Here is a 23602-nt window from a genome sequence, read left to right as displayed (position 1 = left end):
GGAGGCATCGGGCCGGCGGCATCGGGCCGGCGGAGGAAGAACCGCCTCCCCGGTGCCGTGCCCGATCACGTCCGGACGGCCGTTTCCGGCCGTTTGCCCCCTTCGCGTCTATCCGTCGGGATCTCACCACCGGAATCACGGACTACGGCACGGGGGCGTGAACCGGTAGTCGACCCCGGCCCGGTCACGTCCCCTTCGCGTCCTCACCCGCGAGGAACGGACGCAGCAGCGAGAGCAGGGCGTGCGGCCGGTGCAGCGGGATGATGTGGCCGCAGTCTTCGAGGAGGTGTCCGGTGAGATCGTCGGCGATCGGGCGGAGTTGGTGTTCCAGTGCGGCACCGACGGGCCGGGCGCCCACCACCATCGTCGGCACCGTCAGCCGGGCGGTGGCGACCGCCTGTTCGATCTGTACCGCGCTCTCGGGCAGCGCCCGGTAGTACGAGAACGCCCGGCTCAGCGCCTGGTGGCCGGTGTACGCGCGGACGAAGGCGTCCCGGAGGGCGGGGCGCACTCCGTCACCGAGCGTGCCGGCGCTCAGGAACCAGTCGACGTAGGCGGCCTCGTGGCCCTCCAGTACGGTCTCGGCGAGGCTCGGCGCGGCGGAATGGAAGCCGAACCACCACGGTGGCCCGTCGGCGAGGAAGTCCTCGGCGCCGGGCAGCCCGCCCAGGACGGACTCCATGACGGCCAGGCGCCGGACGAGACCGGGGCGGCGCAGGGCGAGGAGGAAGGCCACCGCCGTGCCCGCGTCGATGCCCACCACCGCGGCGGAGGACACGCCGAGGGCCGTGAGAAGCGCGGCGGCGTCCTCGGCCAGGGTGCCCGCGTCGTAGCCGGAGCCGGTCCTGCCGTCCGCGCCGGTCCCGGAGGCGGTCCCGCTGCTCGCGCCGAACCCACGCAGGTCCGGCGCGATGACGCGGTAGCCGCCGGACAGGCCGGCGATGACGTCCGTCCACAGCTCCCAGGTGTGCGGGAAACCGTGCAGCAGCAGAACGGCCGGGCCCGACCCGGCGAGGGCGACGTTCAGTTCGACACCGTTGACGGGGACGCGCCGCAACTCGGGCATGGAGGGGCTCCAGAGGTGGTGAGGATGAGTGACCACATCACGCTAAGGAACTAGGCTGGCTGCTCCAAGAAGGCACTTTCCCCTCAGGTGGTGAGCCCGGAGTGACCGCATCGCGGCCCGGTGAACCCGGTCGGCGGCCCGGCGAGCGGGGCGATGTGATGGATCCGCTCTGTCCGACCCGCCAGTTGCTCGACCGTATCGGCACCAAGTGGACATCGATGGCGGTCAAGGTGCTGGCCGAGGAGGCACCGGACGAGCTCCGTTTCGCGGAACTGCGGCGCCGTATCCCCGGCATCTCCCAGAAGATGCTGTCCGTCACCCTGCAGACTCTCGTCCGGGACGGCCTGGCCGCGCGCCGGGTGGAACCCACCGTGCCGCCCGCCGTCCACTACCGGCTCACCGCACTCGGCCTGTCCCTCGAAGGGCCGCTCTCCGCCCTGCGGGTCTGGGCCGAGACACACATGCCGGAGATCGACCGCAGCAACCAGCTCGCCGACGGGCCTGCCGGGTGTACTGACCGGCAGCCCTGTTCCCACGGCTGACCGGCGGCCGGACCCGCGAGGGCGGCGCGGGTGACTGGTGCGAGGGCGTTGCCGGGCGGGCGGAGCGCTCTCGCCCCGCCCTGGGACGCCCTCGTGGACCTGCCCGTCCACTTCCCGCCCGCCCGCGCCACCGCCTCCGGTCACGCCCCGCAGGCTCCGAGGGTGTCGTACGCGAGGCGCAGGCGCCGGACCCCCTCCGCGATCTCGCCCGCGCCGGAGGCCGCCGCGAAGCTGATCCGGACCTGCGCGGAGGGTGGTTCGGCGCAGAAGTACGGGCGTCCCGGGGCCACGGCGACCCCGGCGCGCAGGGCGCCGGAAACGAACGCGGCCTCCTCGGCGCCGCTGCCGCCGTGGCCGGGGACGCGCAGCCAGAGGCTGCCGCCGCCGGACGGTACGTGCGGCAGGTCGAGTCCGGGCAGCGAGCGGCGGAGCTCTCCGGTGAGCAGGGTGCGGCGCCGGGCCAACTCGGCTGCCACGGAACGCAGGTGGGTACCCCAGGAGGGGGCTCCGACCAGTTCGAGGGCAGCCTCCTGGAGCGGTCGGGGCACGAAGAAGCTGTCCACGACCTGGATCGCCCGCAGCCGCTCCAGCACCGGGCCGCGCGCGGCGAGCGCGCCGACGCGCATGCTGGGCGAGGTGACCTTGGTGAGTGAGCAGACGTGCACGACCACCCCGTCCGGATCGTCGGCGACCAGCGGCGGCGGCAGCGGGCCGGCGTCCTCGTGGGCGAGGCGGCGGGCGAAGTCGTCCTCGACGACGAACGCGCCGGCCGCCCGCGCGATCCGCAGCACGTCGGCCCTTCGTCCGGGGGCGAGGACGGTGCCGGTCGGGTTCTGGAAGAGCGGCTGACAGACGAACACCCGGGCGCCGGTGGCGCGGAACGCGGCGTCCAGCAGCTCGGGTCGCACTCCGTCGGCGTCCACCGGTACGGGGACGGGCCGCAGCCCGGCGGCACGGGCGACGGCCAGCATGCCGGGGTAGGTCGGCGACTCGACGAGCACCGGAGCGCCGGGCGGAGCGAGCGCGCGCAGCGCGGCGGCCAGCGCGCTCTGGCCGCCCGCCGTGATGAGGACGTCGGCCGCGTCGACGCCGGGCCCGATCTCCCGGGCGAACCAGGCGCGCAACTCGGGCAGGCCGTCCACCGGCGGCCGGTCCCAGGCACCGGGGCGGCGGCCGGCCCGCGCGAGGGCGGATGCCAGGGCCCGTTCGGGCTGGAGGGAGGGGTGGAGGTAACCGCCGTTGAACTCGATGACGCCCGGTGGGGGCGCGGCGAGGGTGACGAGGACCCCCGAGGCGTCGACGGTACGGGGTACCACCTCGGGTCCGCCGTCACCGCTGAGCGAGACCTCCTGCCAGGACGTGTCGCCCCGGGCCGGTGCGGTGGTACGCGCCCGGGCGCGGAAGGCCCCGGCGCCGGGGCGGGTGACGACCAGCCCCTCGGCGGCCAGCCGGGCGAGGGCCCGGGTGACGGTGACCGGGCTGACCCGGAAGCGTTCGACGAGTACGCGGCTCGACGGCAGCTTTCCACCGGGTGAGTAGCGGTTGAGCTCCTCACGCAGGGATTCCGCCAACTCCCCCACACTGCTACGCTCGTTCATGAGAGATGACAATAGCGCTACCCACGCCAGGGCGATAGCGCTCGCACCCGGCACCACCCCTGCCGCCGCTCCGGCAGCCTCCGGCGCCCCCGTCGCTTCTTCCGCTTCCCTTGCTCCCCTCTCCGCGGCCGCTTCCGCCGCCCCGGCCTCCGAACGGTCCGGTTTCGTCCTCGCCTCCCTCGGCGTGGTCGCCTTCTCCCTGACCTTCCCCGCCACCGTGTGGGGGCTGGAGAGTTTCGGGCCCTGGTCGCTGGTGGCGCTGCGCAGTGTGCTCGCCGCGCTGATCGCGGGCACGGTCCTGCTCGCGGCCCGCAGTCCGTGGCCGGGCCGCCGCCACCTGGGCGGGCTGCTGATCGTGGCGGGCGGGGTGGTGGCGGGGTACCCGCTGCTGACCACGCTCGCGCTGAGGACGACGACCTCCTCGCACGCGGCCGTCGTGGTGGGGCTGTTGCCGCTGACCACGGCGGTGTTCTCGTCCCTGCGCACGGGCTCCCGCCCGCCGCGCGCGTTCTGGATCGCGGCGCTCGCGGGGGCCGCCGTGGTGCTCGCGTTCACGATCCGGCAGAGCGGCGGCGCGCTCTCGGCCGGTGACCTGTACCTGTTCGGTGGGCTGGTGGTGTGCGCGGCCGGGTACGCGGAGGGCGGCAGACTGGCGCGGGTGATGCCCGGCCGGCAGGTAATCGGCTGGGCACTGGTCCTCTCGCTCCCGGTAGCGGTCGCGGGCAGCGCGGTGGCGCTGGCGTACGAGCCGGTGCACCTGACCGGGCACGGGATCGCCGGCCTGGTCTGGGCGGCGGCCGGGTCCACGTTCGTCGGGCTGTACATCTGGTACCGGGGCATGGCGGAGATCGGCGCCCCCCGCGCCAGTCAACTGCAACTGGCCCAGCCGCTGTTGACGCTCGTCTGGTCGTTCCTGCTGCTCGGCGAGGAACTCGATCCCGCCGCCCCGCTCGCGGCGGTGGCCGTGCTCGTCTGCATCGCGGCGACCCAGCGGACCGGCGCCCGGCGCCCACGAGAAAGCCGGGCCGCACGGTCATAGACTTGTCGACACAGGGACCGCCGTCCAGGAGGAGGTCGTTTCCCGTGGAGGCACGCACCGGCGACCGGTTGCTGACCCACGGCAGAACCGTGGGCCGCCCCGACCGGGTCGCCGAGATCGTCGAAGTGAGGGGCCCGCGCGGCACCCCGCCGTACCGGCTGCGCTACGCGGACGGCCACGAGTCACTGGCGTATCCGGGGCCGGACAGCGTCGTAGAGCACACGGGCCGGCGGGAGGACCCCGGAACGGGCTGACTCTCCGCGGCAGGGGCCGCCCCGGAGAGACCTCTCAAGGCCGGCCCTCCCCGCGCCCTCCGGCACCTTCCCGACCAGGGCCCGACCCGGCCGCTTCCGCTCAGCCGAGCCGGTGGCCGATCCACTTCCGGCCCGCCTCCGACGCACGGCCCCGGTACGCGCCCAGCGCACCGCCGGGGCCGTGCGCGTGGTGCCAGGTCCAGTAGCCGGTGAGGGCCACCGCGAACGCGCTCGCCGTCTCGGAATCCACCGCGCGCCAGGCCGGAACCCGGGCGGCGAGAGCGACCTCCGCGCCCGCCGGACTGTGACCGGCGAGGATCAGCTGCGGGACGAAGAACGCCGCGTCCACCCACGCGGCGCCCCGCGCCCCCCACGACCAGTCCAGGATTCGGACCCGCCCGGTGCCGGTCTCGGTCAGCATGTTGTCCGCGCGCAGGTCGCAGTGGACCAGCGTGTCCCCGGCGGACGGTTCGACCAGCCGCTCCGCTCTGTCCAGGTCTTCCAGCCGGGCACGCTGCGAGGCGGTCCACAGGCCCTGCCCCGCCCACTCGGCCGGCCCGGCCGCGAGCCGCGCCCAGTGTCCTGCCAACGCCGCCAGGGTCTCCCCGACCGCACCGGCCTCCGGCACCGGACACGGCGTCAGCTCCCGTTCCAGCCCACCGACCGCGTCCAGCGCGCCGATCAGATCCGCCGACCCGGGCCACAGGCCGGGTTCCCTGCCCCGCACGGACTCGAAGGCGTTGACGACCCAGCCGCCCGCCTCCAGCGACCACAGGAACTCCGGAGCGATCGCAGTCGGCAGATGCGCCCCGACCACCGCCTCGGCCCTGTAGTGCGACGCCATCCGCGCACCGAGCGGCGAAGCCTTGAGGAACACCTCGCCGCCCCCCGGCACACCTCACCCGCGCGGCGAGCCCCCGGGTGAAACCGCCTCCCGGGTGGACGACGTCCACCACCGGCGAACCGAGCCGCTCCCGCACCGCTTCCCGCACCTCGCCCGGCAGGTCCTCCCACCGCGCCCGTGCCGAGCCTGCGCTCACCGATCAGTCCTTCCCCGGGCCGGCGTTCACCATGAGGCACGCGCCGAGCCCGGTGAGTGCCTCGCTGGTCGAGTGTTGCGCACCGGTCGTCGCCGCACACGCGGGCGTGCCCCTCCGCCTGCGGGACCGGGAGCACCGGCTCGCGCGGCCCGCGCACCGGAGCCCACCCGACCCCGCCTCACCCCACCCCGTAGTGGTCCGCCGCCACCCGGGACATGGCGCCGATCGGGTCCGCCTTGACGCTCTTCGCGGAGAAGAAGGCGTGACCGCCGACGGCCGGGTAGTCCTCGGCGAAGGTGAGGTGGCGGGAGAGTTCGGACGTGCTCTGCCAGGCGGAGTTCTGGGCCGGGTCGCCGGCCTTGTAGAGCGCCTCGCCGATGTAGAGGTCGACGTCCGTGCCGTCCACCACCTCCGCCCACCACGGGACCAGTTCGGCGTAGTCGGCGCCCGACTGGCCGATGCTCCAGTACAGCTGGGGGCAGATGTAATCGATCCACCCCTCCTTGATCCACTTGCGGGTGTCCGCGTACAGGTCGTCGTACGTCTGCACCCCGGCGGAGGTCGGCGAGCCGAGCGGGTCGGTCGTCTTGTTGCGCCAGACGCCGAAGGGGCTGATGCCGAAGCGGACGTGCGGCTTGATCTCCTTGATCCGGTCGGAGGTCTCCTTGACCAGCCGGTCGATGTTGTCCCGGCGCCAGGCCGCCTTGCTGCTGAAGCCGCCTCCGTGTGCGGCGTAGGTGTCGGCGTCGTCGAAGGTCTGACCGGAGACGGGGTACGGGTAGAAGTAGTCGTCCCAGTGGACCGCGTCGATGTCGTACCGGCTGACCGCGTCCAGCATGGCGTCCTGGACGAACGCGCGGACCTCCGGCAGCCCGGGGTCGTAGTAGAGCTTCCCGCCGTACGGAACGACCCAGTCCGGGTGGACCCGGGCGGGATGGGTGGCGACGAGCTTCTTCGGGTCGGTCTGGTTGGAGACCCGGTACGGGTTGAACCAGGCGTGCAGTTCGAGGCCGCGGGCGTGGGCCTCGGTCACGGCCGTGCCGAGCGGGTCCCAGCCTGGGTCCTTGCCCTGGGTGCCGGTCAGGTACTGCGACCAGGGCTCGTGGGGCGAGGGCCAGAGGGCGTCGGCGCTGGGCCGGACCTGGAAGATGACCGCGTTCAGGCCGAACCGGCCGGCCCGGTCCAGGTGGGCGGTCAGCTCGCTGCGCTGGGTGGCCGCCGACAGGCCCGTGGCGGAGGGCCAGTCGACGTTGGCCACGGTGGCGATCCACATGCCGCGCAGTCCGGTCGCCACGCGGTGACGTCGGTCACCGGACACGGGCCCCGCCGCCCCCGCCGGACCCGGTGCGGCCAGGGCCGCCACCACCCCGGCCGCGCCCAGCATGAATGCCCTCCGGCCCATGCGCCGCATACGCTCCACCTTCCGCTCGCGCTCCGCCGTGCCGCACCGGCCGGCTGCGTGACGCAGATCATGCCTTCTCGGACCGTTGATGACCCGCAGGTAACTTGGGCCGCGTCGCCGGGTACCGTCTGGAGGTCGAAGCGGGTACCGCCACCCCCGGGCCCCGCGATACGGAGATCAGGGAGAGGCACGAGGTGACGGACACTGTGGCCGACATTGCACGCGTCGGAGTGGTCGGCTGTGGCCAGATGGGCGCAGGTATCGCGGAGGTCTGCGCGCGCAGCGGCCTTGAGGTGATGGTCGCGGAGACCACCGGTGAGGCCCTGGAGATAGGGCGTACCCGGCTCCAGAACTCCCTGTCGAAGGCCGCCGAGCGCGGCAAGATCACCGAGGCCGAGCGCGACGAGACCCTCGGCCGCCTGAGCTTCACCACCGACCTGGGCGAGTTCGCCGACCGCGATCTGGTCATCGAGGCCGTCGTGGAGAACGAGCAGGTCAAGACGGAGATCTTCCGGGTGCTCGACCAGGTGATGACCCGGACGGACGCGATCCTGGCGTCCAACACCTCGTCCATCCCGCTGGTGAAGCTCGCCGTGGCCACGTCCCGTCCCGACCAGGTCATCGGCATCCACTTCTTCAACCCGGCACCGGTGCAGAAGCTCGTCGAACTGATTCCCGCCCTGACGACGTCCGAGCAGACCGTGCTGCGGGCGGAGGCGCTCGTACGGGAGGTCCTGGGCAAGCACCCCATCCGGGCGCAGGACCGGTCCGGGTTCGTGGTGAACGCCCTGCTGATCCCGTACCTGCTCTCCGCCATCCGGATGTTCGAGTCGGGCATCGCCAGCCGCGAGGACATCGACAACGGCATGGAGATGGGCTGCGCCCACCCGATGGGTCCGCTGAAGCTCGCGGACCTGATCGGCCTGGACACGGTGGCCTCCGTCGCCGACTCGATGTACGCGGAGTACAAGGAGCCCCTGTACGCCGCTCCCCCGCTGCTCCAGCGCATGGTGGACGCGGGCCGGCTCGGCCGGAAGTCGGGGGCGGGGTTCTACCCGTACTGACCTGCTGATGACAGGCCCGGGGCCTGCTGATGACAGGCCCGGGGCCTGCTGGCGCAGGGCCTGCGGGGGCGCGTGTCCCTCAGGTTTGCCCCGTCCGTCCAGGGACCGGGCCGATTCGGTCCACCCCCGAGCCGCTCACCACGACCGCGCGGTCCAGGACTTCCTCAGCCCCGCCCCCAGGAGACACCGGCATGACCGCCACCGCCGCACAGCTGCCGCCCGCCGCGGCCGCGCCCGCCGAGCGGCGCTCCGCGCGCCTGGTCACCGAAGTGCTGGCCCCGCCCCATCTCGTGGTCCTCGTCCTGATCGTCATCGGCGTGCACTCCACCGGTTCCCTCGGGGGCGCCGGCTGGGGTCTGCTCGCCGGGGTCTTCTGCGGTGGTCTGCCCATCGCGTACGTCGTCGCCGGGGTCCGCCGGGGCCGGTGGTCCGACAAGCACCTCAAGATCCGCGAACAGCGGTGGACACCGCTGTTCGTCACCCTCGCTTCGGTCCTCGCCGGCACCGGCCTGCTCCTGGCTCTCGACGCTCCCCGCGAGGTCGTCGCGCTGGTCGCCGCCATGATCGCCGGGCTGCTGCTGACCATGGCCGTCACCGTCTGGTGGAAGGTGAGCGTCCACACCGCCGTCGCCTCCGGCATCGCCGTCGTCGTCACCGTGGCGTACGGGTGGTGGGCCGCGCTGCTCTTCCTCGGCGTCGCGGCCGTCGGGTGGTCCCGGGTCTCGCTGCGGGACCACACGACGGCGCAGGTCGTCGCGGGGGCCGTCCTGGGCGGTACGGCCGCTGCCGCGGTGTTCGCCGGACTGCGCTGAGCCCGGCGGCGCGTGGGCGGCCATGCGCGCGACGGAAAAGAGCTCCCCACAGGGGCGGCCGGGCCCCCGGCCGCCCCTGTGGGGAGTCGCGCGGGCCCCTCACCCCAGCCTGAGGTGCGTCACCCCAGCCGGAGGTGGCGCAGCATCAGCAGCCCGGCCGCCATGTTGGCCGCGGGTACCTGGCCCCTCGCGATGAGGTCGGGTACGGACTTGAGGGGGATCCACTCCCGGCGCGAGGACTCGAATCCGTCGCTGGGCGGTCCGGTGTAGTGCGCCTCCTGTGCCCAGTAGAGGTGGTGGCGGGCGTCGGTGAGTCCGTTGGAGGGTTCCACCGTCATCAGCGGGCGCAGCGCGCCGGGGCGCCATCCGGTCTCCTCCTCCATCTCCCGGGCGGCGGCGACGGCGATGTCCTCGCCGTCCTCGACCACTCCGGCGGCGAGCTCCCAGCCCCAGCTGTCAGTGATGAAGCGGTGCCGCCAGAGGAGCAGGACCTCGTCGGCGTCGTTGACGACGGTGGCGGCGGCGACGGGGCGCAGCCGGATGACGTAGTGGTCGAGGTGCCTGCCGTCGGGGAGTTCGACGTCCGCGAGGTTCACCCGGAACCACCGGTTCTCGTACACGGATTGTTCGTTCAAGTTCGCCCACTGCAAGGTTCTGCCACCTTTCGGTCGATCGGTGGCAACATCGCAGCAGGGGCGGCAGGGTGAGGGAACGTGCGCTTCCGAATGCGCCGGGGCTCACAGGGGCACGCGCAGCGCTCCTTGGATCACCTCCGCCGCCCGCGCGGCCTCGGCGCTTCCGCTGGCCGCCAGGTCGTCGCGGACCGCGCCCATCCGCTCGCGCAGCCGGCGCGACTCGACCCCGCGCGCCCGTTCCGCCATCTCCGTGGCCGTACACGCCGCCCGGTCGGCCTCCCCCAGGCGCAGTTCCACCTGGGTCAGCATCGCGAGCCGGTGCACGCGCCCCCGGTCGTGCGCCGGGGCGCGCACCGCCAGGGCCGCGTGCTCCCGCGCGGCCTTGAGGTCGCCCAGGCCGAGCAGGGCCTCGGCGACCTGTACGTCCACCAGTCCCGGCTGGACGTACGCCGTCTCCTCCGGCTCCGCACCGGGCAGGATGCGGGCCGCCAGGGTCTCGGCGCGGCCGATGCGTTCGCGGGCGCACCGCCCGTCCCCGAGCCGGGCGTACGCCTTGGCCTGCATGGCGTGGAGGTCGGCGGCGAGCGCGGGGGTGACGCGGTCTCCGGCGGCCCGTATCGCCGCCTCGGCGAAGGCCACCGCGCGGCGGAACTCGCCCAGGTGCAGGGACTGGTTGACCAGCAGCGCGATCACGTAGCCGCCGAGCGCCCGGTCGCCGCTCGCCTTGGCGAGGCGCAGCGCCTGGTGGAAGTAGCGCTGGGCCAGTCCGTGGGCGTCGGAGTCGTAGGCGCAGATGCCCGCGAGCGAGACGAGTCCGGCCGTCGCGCGGTGCAGCCTGCGGCCCGTCGCGTCGTCGTGGCCGGCGTGCAGCAGCGGCGCGACCCCGGCGTTGAGGAAGCCCACCACCCTGCCTCTCGTCGCGATGCCGCCGGCCTTGCGGTAGAGGTGCTCGTAGTGGCTGCGGGCGGCGCGCAGGATCTCCAGGTCGGCCGGGCCGATGCGGGACGGGCCGGGGCGGGAGACGTCGATGTCCTCGGGCGGGTTCTCCCACTCCCACACGGGCATCACGGCGGCCGTACCGGTGACGGCGGGTACGCCCGTCAGCCGCGGGCTGTGCTGCCCGTCCGCGCGCCAGAGCGCGGTGGCCCGCTCGACGAACCCGGCGAGCGGGGTGCCGGGGGACGGCGCGGCGGGTGCGCCGGGCGCGCCCATGCCGATGTCGTCCAGGGTGACCGGCCGCCCCAGGCGCCGGCCGAGGACCTCGCAGATCAGGTCCGGTACCTCGCCGCGCGGGCGCTGGCCTTTCAACCAGCGCGAGACGGCCGTGTGTTCGTACCGCAGCCGCAGCCCTCGCGCCTGGCCGGCCCGGTTCACGTGTCCGGCGAGCCCCGCCCGCGAGACCCCCGCCTCTTCCACGAGGGACTCCAGCAGGATGTTGGGTTCCACGCGCCCCTCCCCCCTTCCGTGCCGCGCCTTCGCGCACCGGCCCGAGCAGGTGGGTCGGAACCGTGCCGGACGCGTGCGCCGCATGGTTCCAGCCAAGCACCGATTCACACGGGGTGTGAACGGAATGCCCGAACCGTCCCCCTGTGCGCCCTCCCGCACCGCGGGCGGCGTGGGTTGACTGGGCGTCTCGCCGGAAAGCGGCCGGGTCGTCGCGGCTCCCCCTCGTACAGCTCCGACGGCCCTCGTCCGCACCGCCCGCCCTGCCGGCCTGCCCGACACACCACGGCAGGGCGGGCGGTGCCGGACCGCACGGTCCCACTGCCCGAACGAACAGGAGGGTGGCCACGGGACGGAGGCCGGGGCCGAAACGCTTCCGGTCCCGGCTCCGAACCCGGGTGCGGTCCCACCGCGGACGGCGAGACGGCGGAGGGGCGTGTCCGGTCACCGGACACGCCCCTCCTCACCGTGCCAGGGCCTCGGAGCCCGGACCCTGACGGGTCGTCACGCTCCGCGCAGCACCGCACCGTTGCGCTCGGCGGCGAGAGCCACCGCGGCGTCGCGGGCGGCCGACGCCTCGTCGACCGTCAGCGTGCGGTCCGGGGCGCGGAAGCGCAGCGCGTACGCGAGCGACTTGCGGCCCTCACCGATCTGATCGCCGGTGAACACGTCGAACAGCCGGAGCGACTCGAGGAGTTCGCCCGCGCCCTCGCGGAGCGTCGCCTCGACCTCGGCCGCGGGGACGTCGGCGGGAACGATGAGCGCGATGTCCTGGGTCGCCACCGGGAAGGTGGAGATCCGGGGGGCGCGGAGCGCGCCTTCGGCGGCCCGCTCCAGCACGTCGATCTCGATCTCCATGGCGCTGGTGCGCTCGGGGAGGTGCAGCTCCTTGACGACGCGCGGGTGGAGTTCGCCCGCGTGTCCGAGGAGGGTCTCCTCGCCGTTCACCGTGACGTACAGCGCGGCGCAGCGGCCGGGGTGCCACGGGGCGTGGCGGTCTGCGCGGACCGTCACCTCGACGCCCGCCTCGCGGGCGAGCGTGCGTGCCGCCTCGACGGAGTCCGCCCAGGTGGCCGGGTGGCCCTTGCCCCACCAGCCGGCCTGCTCGCGGGCGCCCGCGAGGACGACGGCGGCGTGGCGCGGCTGACGCGGCAGGGAGGTGTTGAGCGCGGCGATCTCCTCTTCCGAGGGGCGCCGGTCCACCGGGAGCCGGACGGCCTGCTTCTCGTGACCGGTCGGCCGGAAGACCAGCCCGGTCTCGAAGAGCGCGAGGTCGTGGGAGCCCCGGCCGTCGTTGCGCCGCAGTGCCCCGAGGAGGCCCGGCAGCAGCGTGGTGCGCAGCGCCGGCTCCTCGTCGGAGAGCGGGTTGGCGAGGAGGACCGTGCGGCGCCGGGCGTCGTCGGTGTCCAGGCCGAGCTGGTCGAGTACGGCGTTCCCGATGAACGGGTAGTTCAGCACCTCGACGTAACCGGCGCCGGCCAGGGCGCGGCCCACGCGGCGGTTCAGCCGCTGACGGTCGGTGAGACCGCGCCCCGAGGGCGGGGTCGGCAGGGTGGACGGGAGGTTCTCGTAACCCTCCAGCCGGATGACCTCTTCGGCGAGGTCGTTCGGCTCGCTCAGGTCGGGGCGCCAGGACGGCACGGTGACCAGGAGCTCGTCCTGCCCGTAGACGTCGCAGCCGACCTCCTGGAGGCGTCGGACGACGATCTCGCGGCCGTAGTCGACCCCGGCCACCCGGCTGGGGTGGTTCGCGGGCATCGCGATGGTGCGGGGCGCGGAGGGGGCGGTGATCTCGGTGACGCCCGCCTCGGCGGTGCCACCGGCGAGCAGCACCAGCAGGTCGACCGTGCGCTGCGCGGCGGCGGCGGCGGCCTGCGGGTCCACGCCGCGCTCGAAGCGCCTGGACGCCTCGGAGGACAGCTTGTGCCGGCGCGAGGTACGGGCGATCGAGAGCGCGTCGAAGTTCGCGGCCTCGATGACGACCTCGGTGGTGGCGGCTGACTCGGTGCCGTTGTCCGCGATCTCCGTGTGGGCGCCGCCCATGACGCCGGCCAGGCCGATGGGGCCCCGGTCGTCGGTGATGACGAGGTCCTCGGCGTCCAGGACGCGCACGACACCGTCGAGGGTGGTGAGCTTCTCGCCCTGCTGGGCGCGGCGGACGCCGATGGGACCTTCGACGCGGGTGCGGTCGTAGGCGTGCAGCGGCTGGCCGAGCTCCAGCATCACGTAGTTGGTGATGTCGACGGCGAGCGAGACCGCGCGCATGCCGGCCTTCTGCAGCCGGCGCGTCATCCAGATCGGCGAGCGGGCCTCGGGGTCGAGACCGGTGACGGTGCGCGCGGTGAAGCGCGGGCAGCCGAACGGGTCGGTGATCCGGACCGGGTAGCCGTACGCGTTCGGCGCGGGTACGTCGATCAGCGCCGGGTCGCGCAGCGGCAGGCCGTACGCGATGGCGGCCTCGCGGGCGATGCCGCGCATCGAGAGGGCGTAGCCGCGGTCCGGGGTGACGGCGATGTCGAGGACCTCGTCGACGAGCTGGAGCAGCTCGATCGCGTCGGTGCCCACCTCGGTCTCCGGCGACAGCACGATGATGCCGTGGGTGCCGTCGTCGCCCATGCCGAGCTCGTCGGTGGAGCAGATCATGCCGTGCGAGGTCTTGCCGTACGTCTTGCGGGCGGCGATGGCGAAGTCGCCGGGCAGGACGGCGCCGGGGAGGACCACGACGACCTTGTCGCCGACGGCGAAGTTGCGGGCGCCGCAGACGATCTCCTGCGGTTCGCCGGTGCCGTTGGCGGCGCCGACGTCGACGGTGCAGAAGCGGATGGGCTTCTTGAAGCCCTCCAGCTCCTCGATGGTCAGTACCTGTCCGACGACCAGCGGGCCGGTGAGGCCGGCGCCGGTCTGCTCGACGGCCTCGACCTCGAAGCCGGCGTCGACGAGCTTGGCCTGCACGTCACGGCCGGTCTCGGAAGCCGGCAGGTCGACGTATTCCCGCAGCCAGGAAAGCGGGACGCGCATCAGATCTCCATCCCGAACGGTCGGGTGAACCGGATGTCACCCTCGACCAGGTCTCGCATGTCTTCGACGTTGTGGCGGAACATCAGCATCCGTTCGATGCCGAACCCGAAGGCGAATCCGCTGTACTTCTCGGGGTCGACACCGCAGGCGACGAGCACCTTCGGGTTGACCATGCCGCAGCCGCCCAGCTCGATCCAGCCCTCGCTGCCGCAGGTGCGGCAGGGGCGGTCGGGGTTGCCCACGGATTCGCCGCGGCAGACGAAACAGACCATGTCCATCTCGGCGGACGGCTCGGTGAACGGGAAGTAGTTCGGCCGCAGCCGGGTCTTCATGTCCGCACCGAAGAGCGCCTGCACCATGTGGTCCAGGGTGCCCTTGAGGTCGGCCATGGTGAGGCCCTCGTCGATCGCGAGCAGCTCGATCTGGTGGAAGACCGGGGTGTGCGTGGCGTCGAGCTCGTCGGTGCGGTAGACCCGGCCGGGGCAGACCACGTAGACGGGGGGCTTGCGGCTGAGCAGCGAGCGCGCCTGGACGGGCGAGGTGTGGGTACGCAGCACCACGCCGGACTCGTCGCCCTCGGTGGGACGGCCGTCGGCCGTCGTGCCGCGGACGAAGAAGGTGTCCTGCATCTGGCGCGCCGGGTGGTCGGGCACGAAGTTGAGGGCGTCGAAGTTGAACCACTCCGCCTCGACCTCGGGGCCCTCCGCGATCTCGTAGCCCATGGCCACGAAGACGTCCGCGACGCGCTCCATGAGGGTCGTCAGCGGGTGGCGGGCGCCGGCCGGGGTGCGGTCGTAGGGCAGCGTGACGTCCACGGCCTCCTCGACGAGCACCCGGGCGTCGCGCTCGGCCTCCAGCTCGGCCTGGCGCGCGGCCAGGGCCTTGGAGACGGCGCCGCGGGCCTGGCCCACGCGCTTGCCCGCCTCGGCCTTGGCCTGCGGCGGCAGGGCTCCGATCTCGCGGTTGGCGAGCGACAGCGGCGAGGTACCCCCGGTGTGCGCGGTCTTCGCCTGGGCGAGCGCGTCGAGGTCGCCCGCGGCGGCGAAGGCGGCGAACGCCTCGTCCCGCATGCGCTCGATCTCTTCCGGTTTCAGTGCCTCGACCTCGACTGGGTCGTACGACTTGTTCGGTGCCGACATCTCTTCCCGTGCTTCCGATTGGCTGATACTGCCCGTATCGGGGGACACCCCGAGACCCCCGTGGCCCTGCTCGACGGCAGGAGGACGCAAAGGTGCCAAAGGTCGAGTCTAAAGGCCGTGGGGGTGGTACGAAGCCCGTGGGCTGCTCGGAGGCCTTCCACCGCGCGGTGCGAAGGCGCCCGATCCCTCCGCGCGATCCTGATCAGCGCAGGTACGCGGGGGTGCTCACGGGCAGGATAAATCGAAACTCCGCGCCCCCGCCGGGCGCCCGGTCGACGGTGATGGTGCCGCCGTGGGCGGCGACGATGCCCTTGACGATGTAGAGGCCCAGGCCGGTGCCGCCGCGCTTGCTGCCGCGCCAGAAACGGGTGAAGACGCGGGCCATCGACTCCTCGGGGATGCCGGGCCCTTCGTCGCTCACGGTGACCGCCGTTCCTGTCTCGTCGTTGTCCGCCGGGGCGGGTGCGATGTCGATCGTGACAGTTCCCTCGCCGTGGCGCACCGCGTTTTCCAGCAGGTTGCCCAGCACCTGGTCGATCTTGTCGGGGTCGGCCCAGAGATCGGGCAGGGGCTGCTCGGTACGGACGAGGAAGCGGTCGGGCGACTGGCCGCTGGCGACGAGGGCCTGGACGTGGCGGGCGACGGCGGCGCGGATGTCCACGGGCTGGCGGCGCAGCTCCAGCCGTCCGGAGTCGATCCGGGAGATGTCGAGCAGTTCGGCGATGAGCCGGGTGATGCGGCCGGCGTCGGCGTCGACCGTCTCCAGCATGAGCCGCTTCTGGTCGTCGGAGAAACGTTCCCACTTGGCGAGCAGCGTGGCGGTGAACCCCTTGACCGAGGTCAGCGGGGAGCGCAGTTCGTGGGCGACGGTGGCGATGAGGTCGGAGTGGCTGCGCTCGGTACGGCGGCGGGCCTCGGTCGAGCGCAGCTGGACGACCACCCGGCGGACGGGCCCGGTGGGGCGGTCGCGGACGTACCGCGCGGAGACGAGGACCTCGCGCCCGCCGGGTAGCAGCAGGTTGCGCTCGGGCTGGCCGACGCGGGTGGAGAGGCCGCCGTACGGGTCGGTCAGGGTCCACCAGCGGCGGCCCTTGAGGTCTTCGAGGGGCAGCGCGTGTTCCAGGTGGCGGCCGAGGGCGGCTTCCCGCGCGACGGAGGTGATCCGGACCGCGGCGGCGTTGAAGCACACGATGCGCCCGGTGCGGTCGGCGACGACCAGTCCGTCCGGCAGGTCGTCCGGCTCGACACCGAGGAGGACGTCCGAGGGAGCGGAAGCGTCCGCTCCGTACTCGTCCGCCCCGGGGCGGACGACGGCGGTCCCCGTCCGACGCGGCCTGCTCATGCCGACAGCCATTTTCCCGTACCCCACCTCTCGAACCGGTGCAGTGGGCCCCGAGTCCGTCACCCTACTAGGGCGTGTGTCGAAAGTGGCGCCGTCCGTCCAAAGGGCGGGTCCGGCGGCGTCCGGTGCGTGCGATCGCACGGCGGAGGGTCGCCCCGACACTGGGCGTATCGGGGTGATCCCGACAATGCGGCGAGCGTGCGTGCCGGGCGTCGCCGGACAGGCGGGACGTGCGACGCACCGACACCCGGCCTAGACGGTCCCGGGCGCGGCCGGGACCTGCCGAAACCGTTCCGCTCGGGGGCGCACGGCGGGGACCGGCCGTGCCCCGAGGAGCGCGGGAACGACTGCTCACGCCGGGTCGCACGCGGGCTCACGGCGCGTCCCGCCCGTACCGCGGTACCCGCGCGCCCCGGCCTCACGGGCCGGTGCATCCGGGCCGGGAGGGGTCAGGAGGTCGTACGGGGGCGCTGCGCGCGGGCGGAGGCGTAGAGGCAGACGGCGGCGGCCGTGGCGAGGTTGAGGCTCTCCGCCTTGCCGTGGATGGGCACCCGGACCACCGCGTCGGCGAGGGCGCGGGTCTCCTCGGGGAGGCCCCAGGCCTCGTTGCCGAAGACCCAGGCGGTGGGGCCGCCCATGGTGCCGGCGTCGAGTTCGTCGTCGAGGTCGGCGGTGCCGGCCCCGTCCGCGGCCAGCACCCGCGCTCCGGCATCCCGCAACCCCTGCACGGCCAGCTCCACCGGTACGCCGATCGCGACCGGCAGGTGGAAGTGCGAGCCGACCGACGCGCGCACCGACTTGGGGTTGTACAGGTCCACCGAGGCGTCGGTGAGGACCACGGCGTCCGCGCCCGCCGCGTCGGCGCAGCGCAGCACCGTACCGGCGTTGCCGGGGTCGCGGACGTTCGCCAGTACAGCCACCAGGCGGGGCTTCGCGGCGAGGATCTCCTCGAACGGCGAGTCCAGGAAACGGCAGACGCCGATGAGTCCCTGGGGGGTGACGGTCTGGGAGACGTCGGCCAGCACGTCCGCGTCGGCGAGGTGCACCCGGGCACCGGCCGCGTGGGCGGCGTCGATGATCTCCGTGTACCGCTCGGCTGCTTCGACGGTGGCGAACAGCTCGATCAGGGTCGGCTCGCCGTCGACGCCCCGGTGCACGGCGGCCTCGCGCACGGCCTGCGGCCCCTCGGCGATGAACCGGCGCTCCTTGACGCGGAAGTTCCGCTTGGCCAGCCTCCGGGCCGCGGCGACGCGGGGCGAACGCGGGGAGATCAGTTCGGGGATGCCCATGGTCGGCGGCGGCCTCTCTGCGTGCGGCGGGACTCGGGTGTCCGGCGGGACTCGGGGTGTTCGGCGGGGTCCCGGGTGTCCGGCGGATCGGTGTCACGCGCCGCGGGAGGGCGTGCGACGCACCGGACCCGCAGGCGACGAGCGCCTGCGGGTCCGGGTCAAGCACCTTCAAGTACGCCTGGGTCAGGCGGCCTTGGGGGCGTTCACGTCGGCCGGAAGGGCCTTCTTCGCGACCTCGATGAGGGCGGCGAACGCGTTGGCGTCGTTGACCGCGAGCTCGGCGAGGATCTTGCGGTCCACCTCGATGTTGGCGGCCTTCAGACCCTGGATGAGGCGGTTGTACGTCATGCCGTTCTGGCGGGCAGCGGCGTTGATGCGCTGGATCCAGAGCTGACGGAAGTCGCCCTTGCGCTTCTTGCGGTCGTTGTAGTTGTAGACCAGGGAGTGGGTGACCTGCTCCTTGGCCTTGCGGTACAGGCGCGAACGCTGACCGCGGTAACCGCTGGCGGCCTCGAGGATCGCCCGGCGCTTCTTGTGGGCGTTTACTGCCCGCTTGACGCGTGCCACTTTTAACTCCTTGCAGCGGGGCTGGTGGTTACGGTTTCGACGCACCCAGCCCGGAAACGAATTGGTCCCGGTTTGATCGAGGTCGGCCTCCCGGATTCACCGGGGGCCTGACCTCACTTGCCGAGAAGCTTCTTGATCTTCTTGGCGTCGGCCGGAGCCACGACGACCGTGCCGGTCAGCGAGCGGGTCTTCTTGGACGACTTGTGCTCCAGGAGGTGGCGCTTGCCCGCCTTCTCGCGGAGCACCTTGCCGGAGCCGGTGATCTTGAAGCGCTTGCTGGTACCGCTGTGCGTCTTGTTCTTCGGCATCGCGCCGTTATCTCCTCGTCAGTGGCGCCCCTCACGGTGCGGGCACCGCGTGATCAGGGGCGTCAGATCTCTGTGGAATCCGGGAGGACCGGGGGCCACCTGGATGGCGGCCCCGAGGTCACGACTCGGAAGGTGTCTCGGCCGAAGCCTCGACGGGTGCCTCGGCCTGCGCCTCGGACGCGTCCTCGGACTCGACGTCCTGAGTGCTTCCCTGGCGCTCGGCCTTGCGGGCGGCCTGCGCCTCGCGGGCCTCCGCCATGGCTTCGGTCTTCTTCTTGTGCGGGCCCAGAACCATGATCATGTTCCGGCCGTCCTGCTTGGGGTTGGACTCGATGAAGCCGAGTTCCTCGACGTCCGAAGCAAGACGCTGGAGCAGGCGGAAACCGAGCTCCGGGCGGGACTGCTCACGACCACGGAACATGATCGTGATCTTGACCTTGTCGCCCTGCTTCAGGAACCGGACGACGTGACCCTTCTTGGTGTCATAGTCGTGCGGGTCGATCTTCGGCCGGAGCTTCATCTCCTTGATGACCGTGTGCGCCTGGTTCTTGCGCGCCTCACGGGCCTTCATGGCCGACTCGTACTTGAACTTCCCGTAGTCCATGAGCTTGCACACGGGCGGGCGGGCGGTCGCCGCCACCTCGACCAGGTCGAGGTCGTACTCCTGTGCGAGCTCCAGGGCCTTGGCAAGCGGAACAATCCCGACCTGCTCGCCGCTGGGTCCGACAAGTCGCACCTCGGGAACGCGAATCCTGTCGTTGATGCGGGGCTCGGCGCTGATGGATCCTCCTAGGTAGCACCACGCGACTGCCTGGCAGACAGCCACGTAACGTCTGTTTTCGAGAGACCAACCGCGCCGGGACACGAAAAATGCCCCGGACGGGACACAGGCGGGGCTCCTGGAAATACCGGAACACCGCCGCGTGAAATCCGCGGGGCGCATCGGACGGCTCCATCGTCCGTACGGAACGATGGTGGCCGCCTGACCGGTGACCCGCCGCCCTGAGGGCGACCGGGTGGGAGATCGGAGCCTCCACTTGTGGGCCGAGCACATAGGTGTCCGGCCGGTCGTTACACAAGGTTAGCAGCCGCCGGTCGAAAACGTAAACCGGATGCCGCACCGCCCCCCGGCCGCCCGGACCGCGCTCCCACGCGCGGGAACGTGTGGGACCCGCCGTATCGTGTGGGACATGAGTGACGCCCCCAGCACTGAGAACCCCGGCTTCGACGACATGGCCCGCGACATCGCGGAGGTTCCGGCCGTCGAGGTGATCGTGACCGTCGCGGTCAACCTGATGAGCGCCGCCGCCGTGAAGCTCGGCCTGACCGAGGAAGGCGAAGAGCACAAGGACCTCGACGAGGCCCGCAAGCTCGTGCACGCCCTCGCCGGCCTGCTGGACGCCAGCACGACCGAGATCAGCACCTTCCACGCCTCGCCGCTGCGGGACGGGCTGAAGTCGCTCCAGCTCGCCTTCCGCGAGGCCTCGCTCGTCCCGGACGAGCCGGGCACCGGCCCGGGCGAGAAGTACACCGGTCCCGTCTACGGCTGAAGCCTGTCGCGAAAGTCCCGACTGCCCGGCGACACCTGACACACACGCGCGCCGCGTTGTCGGGATCGCCCCGACACATCCAGTAACGGGGCGACCCTCCGCCGTACGATCACCCGCACCGGAAACCGCCGGACCCGCCCTCCGGACGGACGGCGCTACTTTCGGAACAGCCCTTGGGCAGCTGCCGGAACCACGTCGCGGAGCCCGCCTCCCCTCCGGGGACGGCGGGCTCCGTGCTGTCCGGCGCCCGGTCACTCCGGGCCGCTCACCACTCCCTGTACGCGGTCAGCGGGTGCACCGCGTCGCCCCAGCGCGCGAGGATCAGCAGCCCTCTGTACATGTACACGTCGGCGAGCTCGTTGCTGTCGTCGTCCACGTCCTCGCGGAACGAACGGTCGTCCTTCTCGTCGCCGGTCCTCGCGTCGAAGACGTGCAGGTCGTCGTCGGAGGTGCCCTTCTCGTTGGGGTCGGAGACCGCGGTGACCCGGCCGTCCCCCACGTACAGTCCGGAGAAATCGCGCTTCCCCGGCTTCGCGCGCCACACCTCGTCGCCGCTCTTCAGGTCGAAGGCGACCAGCTGGTCGTAGGTGAAGCTCTTGTACGGGTACGCGGCGACCGCGAAGAGCCTGCCGTCACTCACCGCGACCTTCGCGCGCGACGCGTCCGCGGATATCTCGCCGTAGGCTCCGTCGAACTCGATCCGCCCTCGCGGCGCACCCTCCGCCGTGAAGGAGAGGAAGGCGTGCACCCCGCGGTCCGTCCGCTCCGCGACCTGCACGACCGGGGGGTCCGCGGAGAGGACGGACACCTCCGCGTCGACGGCGACACTGCGCCGCGCGTCGAGCGGCACCCGCCAGCGCAGCGCACCGTCCGCCGGGCCGAAGGCGGCCAGTTCCAGGTCCGTCCGGTCGCAGGCCAGTACGGCGAGGACCTGGGTGTCCGACGCCGAAGCGCGGTACGGCACGCAGCCCTCGGGCACGGCCGCCTTCCACCGCGCCGCGCCGGTACGGGCGTCGACGGCCCGCAACGCCTCGTCGCCCGCCAGCCGCTCCCCCGGGTCGTTGTACACGTCGTCGGGGTACGTCCAGTGCGGGTCGCCGTCGCGCAGTACGGCGAGTCCGCCACCCACCGCGACCAGGTCCGGCTGCTCCTGGAGGACGTCCGCGTCCGCGGCGACCGGGGTGTGCCACAGTTCGTCCCCGGTCCGCAGGTCGATCGCGGCCGCGGTGACGCAGCCGCCGCCCTTCTCCAGGTCACCGTCCTCGCCGTAGGCGATCAGACCGACCCCGTCCGCCGCGGTGGTACTGACGGCGCATATCTCGGCACGGCCGGGTACGACGTACTCCCAGCGCTGCTTGCCGTCGGCCGCGCCGAAGCCGGTCACCGCGTCGAAGCGGGTACGGATCACGGTGTCGCCCACCAGCCATCCGCCGTTGCCGTGGTCAGCGGCGTTCAGATCCCGCGGGGCCTCCCAACTGCGGACCATCGCGCCACCCGGCAGATAGCCCTCCGAATCCAGGAGGGCGGCCACCAGGGCGACGACGCCCGCGACGATGCCCACCGGGATCGCCACGATGCCCACTCGGCGGAGCAGACTGCGCGGCCTCCCGCCGTCCGGCGCCGGATTGTCCGAGTTCAAGGTTCCCCCCTGATGAAGCGTCACACTGAGCCCCAGCAGGGTCCCACATGCCCCAGGCGCCCCAACACAGCGGTCAGCGGGTGAAGAGTGCCTCGCCCGGGGTGGGCGCGTCGGCCGGCAGCAGGGCGAGGTCGAGGCCGCGTACGAGCCGGGCGCGCAGCACCTCGCTGGCGGACAGCGCGGAGACCACCCGTCGTGCCGCCTCCGCGGGGACCGCTCCCGGGGCGAGGACGAGCGCGAGGGTGCCGTCGGCTTTCCCGGGGCCCAGGTGGGCGCGGAGCACGGCGGGCTCGGCCGCGACGACGTCCCGTACGGCCGTGACGACGGCGGGGTCGTCCAGCGGGCCGGCACCGGTCCGGCCCTCGGCGAGGGCGCGCAGGGCGGAGCCGGACAGCTCGAAGGCGACGGGACCGGCGAGGTCCAGCACGATCGTGTCCGCCTTCTCGTGCGCGGCTGCCTGCAGCGCCTGGTGCAGGGGTACGGCGACGGGGCGGGCCTGCGGGTCCCAGAGGGCCAGGGAGGCGGTGGAGGTGAAGGCGGGCAGCGCGCGCCGGTTCCCCGCCGTGAGGGTGGGGACGGCCATGTCGCTGGTCTTCTCGCGGCGCAGCCCGTTCTCGTCCTCCTCGACCTCGCCGAGGACGGCGACGACGGGCACCAGGAGCCGGGCGTCGCGGAGGGCGGCGAGCACCGGTCCGACGGCCGACCTGTCCTCGGACCACGCGGTGAGCGCCGCCGTCAGCTCGGGGGCGGCGGTGCCGTCGTCGTCGGAGAAACCGGGGTCCGGGATGTTCTTGAGCTCCACGGGACGAGCGTAGTGGGTCCGTTTTCTCACCGGGACGACAGGTTCGCCACAGGCTCCTCTCAGTCGCGCTTCCTAGCGTGCGGCCATGCCCCGTCTGAGAATACGCAGGTCAGTGATGTCCGCCTCGGTGACCGCGATCGTCGTGCTGGCCGGTACGGCTGCGGGCGGCGCGTATCTGACGAGCCACGCGGCGGACGGCGCGGACGCCCCAGCGGCATCGGTAGCCTCGGCCTCGTCGCGGGAGCCGTCCACCGGGGCCGGTACACCTTCCGCGACGGCGAGCGAGGAGCTCGAAGTGGACTACGACGCGACTGTGGCGGCGGCCGTCCGGCCGGTGGCCGGGGACGCGCGGCTCTCGGTGGCCGTGCTCGACACGGAGAGCGGTGCGGGCGGGGCGTACGAGAGCGCCGCCGGGCAGACCTTCGACACCGCCAGCATCGTGAAGGTGGACATCCTGGCCGCTCTGCTGCTGACCGCGCAGGACGAGGGGCGGGAACTGACCGCGAGCGAGCGGGCCGCGGCGGCCACCATGATCGAGAACAGCGACAACGCCTCGGCTACGCGGCTCCTCCAGGTGGTCGGCGGCGAGAGCGCGCTCGACGCGGCGAACGAACGGCTGGGGCTGACCGGTACCACCGCTTCTCACGCGTGGGGACTGAGCCAGACCACCGCGGCCGACCAGGTGCGGCTGCTGGAGTCGGTCTTCGCCGAGGGCTCCGACGAGAGCGGCGCGCTGTCGGCGGACTCGCGGGCGTACGTCCAGGAGCTGATGGGCCAGGTGGAGGCCGACCAGCGGTGGGGCGTGTCCGCCGCGGGCACCGACGCGCTGCTGAAGAACGGCTGGATGCCCCGGACCACCACCGGGTTGTGGGACATCAACAGCGTGGGGCGGGTCGAGTCGGGCGGCAGGACGTATCTGGTGGCCGTGCTCAGCGACGGGCACGCCACCCAGCAGGCGGGCATCACCCTGGTCGAGGCGGCGGCGAAGGCCGCGGTGGAGGCCGTCGCCGCGGCGGGCTGACCGGGCAAGCCGCGCGGCTCCCGGCGGCCTTG

At 72.8% G+C, this 23602-nt stretch carries 22 protein-coding genes; 7 read left to right on the top strand and 15 right to left on the bottom strand.

Annotated elements, in window-relative coordinates; genetic code table 11:
- Positions 1–184 precede the first annotated feature (184 nt).
- The gene (locus OHT52_RS26385) at positions 185–1066 is read right to left on the bottom strand and encodes an alpha/beta fold hydrolase (protein WP_328722674.1); all 882 of its coding nucleotides are present in this window, start codon (positions 1064–1066) and stop codon (positions 185–187) included.
- Between the two features lie 158 nt (positions 1067–1224).
- On the opposite strand from OHT52_RS26385, the gene OHT52_RS26380 reads away from it, so the two are divergent.
- Positions 1225–1608: a winged helix-turn-helix transcriptional regulator gene (locus OHT52_RS26380; protein WP_328722673.1), complete on the top strand. Its 384-nt coding sequence runs from the start codon at positions 1225–1227 to the stop codon at positions 1606–1608.
- Positions 1609–1748: 140 nt separating this feature from the next.
- Here the strand turns inward: OHT52_RS26380 and OHT52_RS26375 are convergent, their stop codons facing one another.
- Positions 1749–3206, bottom strand: a complete 1458-nt coding sequence (locus OHT52_RS26375; protein WP_328722672.1) for an aminotransferase-like domain-containing protein — start codon at positions 3204–3206, stop codon at positions 1749–1751.
- On the opposite strand from OHT52_RS26375, the gene OHT52_RS26370 reads away from it, so the two are divergent.
- Positions 3205–4245, top strand: a complete 1041-nt coding sequence (locus OHT52_RS26370; RefSeq protein WP_328722671.1) for a DMT family transporter — start codon at positions 3205–3207, stop codon at positions 4243–4245. The two genes, OHT52_RS26375 and OHT52_RS26370, sit on opposite strands and share 2 nt — an antisense overlap.
- A 44-nt stretch (positions 4246–4289) precedes the next feature.
- Positions 4290–4499 (top strand): DUF1918 domain-containing protein, encoded by a 210-nt coding sequence (locus tag OHT52_RS26365; RefSeq protein ID WP_328722670.1) that lies wholly within the window; start codon positions 4290–4292, stop codon positions 4497–4499.
- 100 nt (positions 4500–4599) lie between these two features.
- Here OHT52_RS26365 and OHT52_RS26360 read toward each other — a convergent pair whose 3' ends face one another.
- Positions 4600–5376 carry a phosphotransferase gene (locus OHT52_RS26360; protein ID WP_328722669.1) on the bottom strand — a complete coding sequence of 259 codons (777 nt, stop codon included), beginning with the start codon at positions 5374–5376 and terminating at the stop codon, positions 4600–4602.
- A 341-nt stretch (positions 5377–5717) separates the two neighbouring features.
- Entirely contained in the window at positions 5718–6950 is a 1233-nt protein-coding gene (locus OHT52_RS26355; protein WP_328722668.1) for a glycoside hydrolase family 10 protein, read from the bottom strand.
- 197 nt (positions 6951–7147) lie between these two features.
- Here OHT52_RS26355 and OHT52_RS26350 point away from each other — a divergent pair, with 197 nt between their 5' ends.
- Entirely contained in the window at positions 7148–8005 is an 858-nt protein-coding gene (locus tag OHT52_RS26350; protein ID WP_328722667.1) for a 3-hydroxybutyryl-CoA dehydrogenase, read from the top strand.
- A 191-nt stretch (positions 8006–8196) separates the two neighbouring features.
- Positions 8197–8817 (top strand): hypothetical protein, encoded by a 621-nt coding sequence (locus tag OHT52_RS26345; RefSeq protein WP_328722666.1) that lies wholly within the window; start codon positions 8197–8199, stop codon positions 8815–8817.
- A gap of 119 nt (positions 8818–8936) precedes the next feature.
- On the opposite strand, the gene OHT52_RS26340 is transcribed toward OHT52_RS26345, so the two are convergent.
- From OHT52_RS26340 to infC, 9 genes are all read right to left on the bottom strand, one after another.
- Complete coding sequence (locus OHT52_RS26340) at positions 8937–9467, bottom strand: NUDIX hydrolase (protein WP_328722665.1); 531 nt, start codon at positions 9465–9467, stop codon at positions 8937–8939.
- 87 nt (positions 9468–9554) lie between these two features.
- Positions 9555–10898 carry a transcriptional regulator gene (locus OHT52_RS26335; protein WP_328722664.1) on the bottom strand — a complete coding sequence of 448 codons (1344 nt, stop codon included), beginning with the start codon at positions 10896–10898 and terminating at the stop codon, positions 9555–9557.
- A 501-nt stretch (positions 10899–11399) separates the two neighbouring features.
- The gene (gene pheT, locus OHT52_RS26330) at positions 11400–13913 is read right to left on the bottom strand and encodes a phenylalanine--tRNA ligase subunit beta (protein ID WP_328722663.1); all 2514 of its coding nucleotides are present in this window, start codon (positions 13911–13913) and stop codon (positions 11400–11402) included.
- The gene (pheS, locus tag OHT52_RS26325) at positions 13913–15052 is read right to left on the bottom strand and encodes a phenylalanine--tRNA ligase subunit alpha (RefSeq protein ID WP_328722662.1); all 1140 of its coding nucleotides are present in this window, start codon (positions 15050–15052) and stop codon (positions 13913–13915) included. The genes pheT and pheS overlap by 1 nt, the downstream gene beginning before the upstream one ends.
- A gap of 202 nt (positions 15053–15254) precedes the next feature.
- Complete coding sequence (locus OHT52_RS26320) at positions 15255–16406, bottom strand: sensor histidine kinase (protein ID WP_328722661.1); 1152 nt, start codon at positions 16404–16406, stop codon at positions 15255–15257.
- Positions 16407–16843: 437 nt separating this feature from the next.
- On the bottom strand, positions 16844–17683 hold the full coding sequence (locus OHT52_RS26315; RefSeq protein WP_328722660.1) for a TrmH family RNA methyltransferase: 840 nt from the start codon (positions 17681–17683) through the stop codon (positions 16844–16846).
- Positions 17684–17866: 183 nt separating this feature from the next.
- Positions 17867–18250 carry a 50S ribosomal protein L20 gene (gene rplT, locus OHT52_RS26310; RefSeq protein ID WP_275495100.1) on the bottom strand — a complete coding sequence of 128 codons (384 nt, stop codon included), beginning with the start codon at positions 18248–18250 and terminating at the stop codon, positions 17867–17869.
- Positions 18251–18363: 113 nt separating this feature from the next.
- Positions 18364–18558 carry a 50S ribosomal protein L35 gene (gene rpmI, locus OHT52_RS26305; protein ID WP_266702544.1) on the bottom strand — a complete coding sequence of 65 codons (195 nt, stop codon included), beginning with the start codon at positions 18556–18558 and terminating at the stop codon, positions 18364–18366.
- Positions 18559–18676: 118 nt separating this feature from the next.
- Positions 18677–19384 (bottom strand): translation initiation factor IF-3, encoded by a 708-nt coding sequence (gene infC, locus OHT52_RS26300; RefSeq protein WP_328722659.1) that lies wholly within the window; start codon positions 19382–19384, stop codon positions 18677–18679.
- 364 nt (positions 19385–19748) lie between these two features.
- On the opposite strand from infC, the gene OHT52_RS26295 reads away from it, so the two are divergent.
- On the top strand, positions 19749–20108 hold the full coding sequence (locus tag OHT52_RS26295; protein ID WP_328722658.1) for a DUF1844 domain-containing protein: 360 nt from the start codon (positions 19749–19751) through the stop codon (positions 20106–20108).
- A gap of 265 nt (positions 20109–20373) precedes the next feature.
- Here OHT52_RS26295 and OHT52_RS26290 read toward each other — a convergent pair whose 3' ends face one another.
- Both OHT52_RS26290 and OHT52_RS26285 read right to left on the bottom strand, forming a co-directional pair.
- Positions 20374–21747, bottom strand: a complete 1374-nt coding sequence (locus OHT52_RS26290) for an outer membrane protein assembly factor BamB family protein (RefSeq protein ID WP_328722657.1) — start codon at positions 21745–21747, stop codon at positions 20374–20376.
- A gap of 73 nt (positions 21748–21820) precedes the next feature.
- The gene (locus tag OHT52_RS26285; protein WP_328722656.1) at positions 21821–22549 is read right to left on the bottom strand and encodes an SseB family protein; all 729 of its coding nucleotides are present in this window, start codon (positions 22547–22549) and stop codon (positions 21821–21823) included.
- Between the two features lie 85 nt (positions 22550–22634).
- On the opposite strand from OHT52_RS26285, the gene OHT52_RS26280 reads away from it, so the two are divergent.
- The gene (locus OHT52_RS26280; protein ID WP_328722655.1) at positions 22635–23570 is read left to right on the top strand and encodes a serine hydrolase; all 936 of its coding nucleotides are present in this window, start codon (positions 22635–22637) and stop codon (positions 23568–23570) included.
- Positions 23571–23602 lie beyond the last annotated feature (32 nt).

Source organism: Streptomyces sp. NBC_00247 (assembly GCF_036188265.1).
GTDB lineage: Bacteria > Actinomycetota > Actinomycetes > Streptomycetales > Streptomycetaceae > Streptomyces.
This window is presented reverse-complemented; position numbering and strand designations above follow the sequence as displayed.

Bases quoted from the DNA above. Each gene is read 5' to 3' on its own strand.
- OHT52_RS26345 (WP_328722666.1), top strand. From the start codon at position 8,197: ATGACCGCCACCGCCGCACAGCTGCCGCCCGCCGCGGCCGCGCCCGCC.
- OHT52_RS26280 (WP_328722655.1), top strand. From the start codon at position 22,635: ATGCCCCGTCTGAGAATACGCAGGTCAGTGATGTCCGCCTCGGTGACC.
- rpmI (WP_266702544.1), bottom strand. From the start codon at position 18,558: ATGCCGAAGAACAAGACGCACAGCGGTACCAGCAAGCGCTTCAAGATC.
- OHT52_RS26295 (WP_328722658.1), top strand. From the start codon at position 19,749: ATGAGTGACGCCCCCAGCACTGAGAACCCCGGCTTCGACGACATGGCC.
- pheS (WP_328722662.1), bottom strand. From the start codon at position 15,052: ATGTCGGCACCGAACAAGTCGTACGACCCAGTCGAGGTCGAGGCACTG.
- pheT (WP_328722663.1), bottom strand. From the start codon at position 13,913: ATGCGCGTCCCGCTTTCCTGGCTGCGGGAATACGTCGACCTGCCGGCT.
- OHT52_RS26355 (WP_328722668.1), bottom strand. From the start codon at position 6,950: ATGCGGCGCATGGGCCGGAGGGCATTCATGCTGGGCGCGGCCGGGGTG.
- OHT52_RS26375 (WP_328722672.1), bottom strand. From the start codon at position 3,206: ATGAACGAGCGTAGCAGTGTGGGGGAGTTGGCGGAATCCCTGCGTGAG.
- OHT52_RS26385 (WP_328722674.1), bottom strand. From the start codon at position 1,066: ATGCCCGAGTTGCGGCGCGTCCCCGTCAACGGTGTCGAACTGAACGTC.
- OHT52_RS26370 (WP_328722671.1), top strand. From the start codon at position 3,205: ATGAGAGATGACAATAGCGCTACCCACGCCAGGGCGATAGCGCTCGCA.
- OHT52_RS26315 (WP_328722660.1), bottom strand. From the start codon at position 17,683: ATGGGCATCCCCGAACTGATCTCCCCGCGTTCGCCCCGCGTCGCCGCG.
- OHT52_RS26380 (WP_328722673.1), top strand. From the start codon at position 1,225: ATGGATCCGCTCTGTCCGACCCGCCAGTTGCTCGACCGTATCGGCACC.
- OHT52_RS26320 (WP_328722661.1), bottom strand. From the start codon at position 16,406: ATGGCTGTCGGCATGAGCAGGCCGCGTCGGACGGGGACCGCCGTCGTC.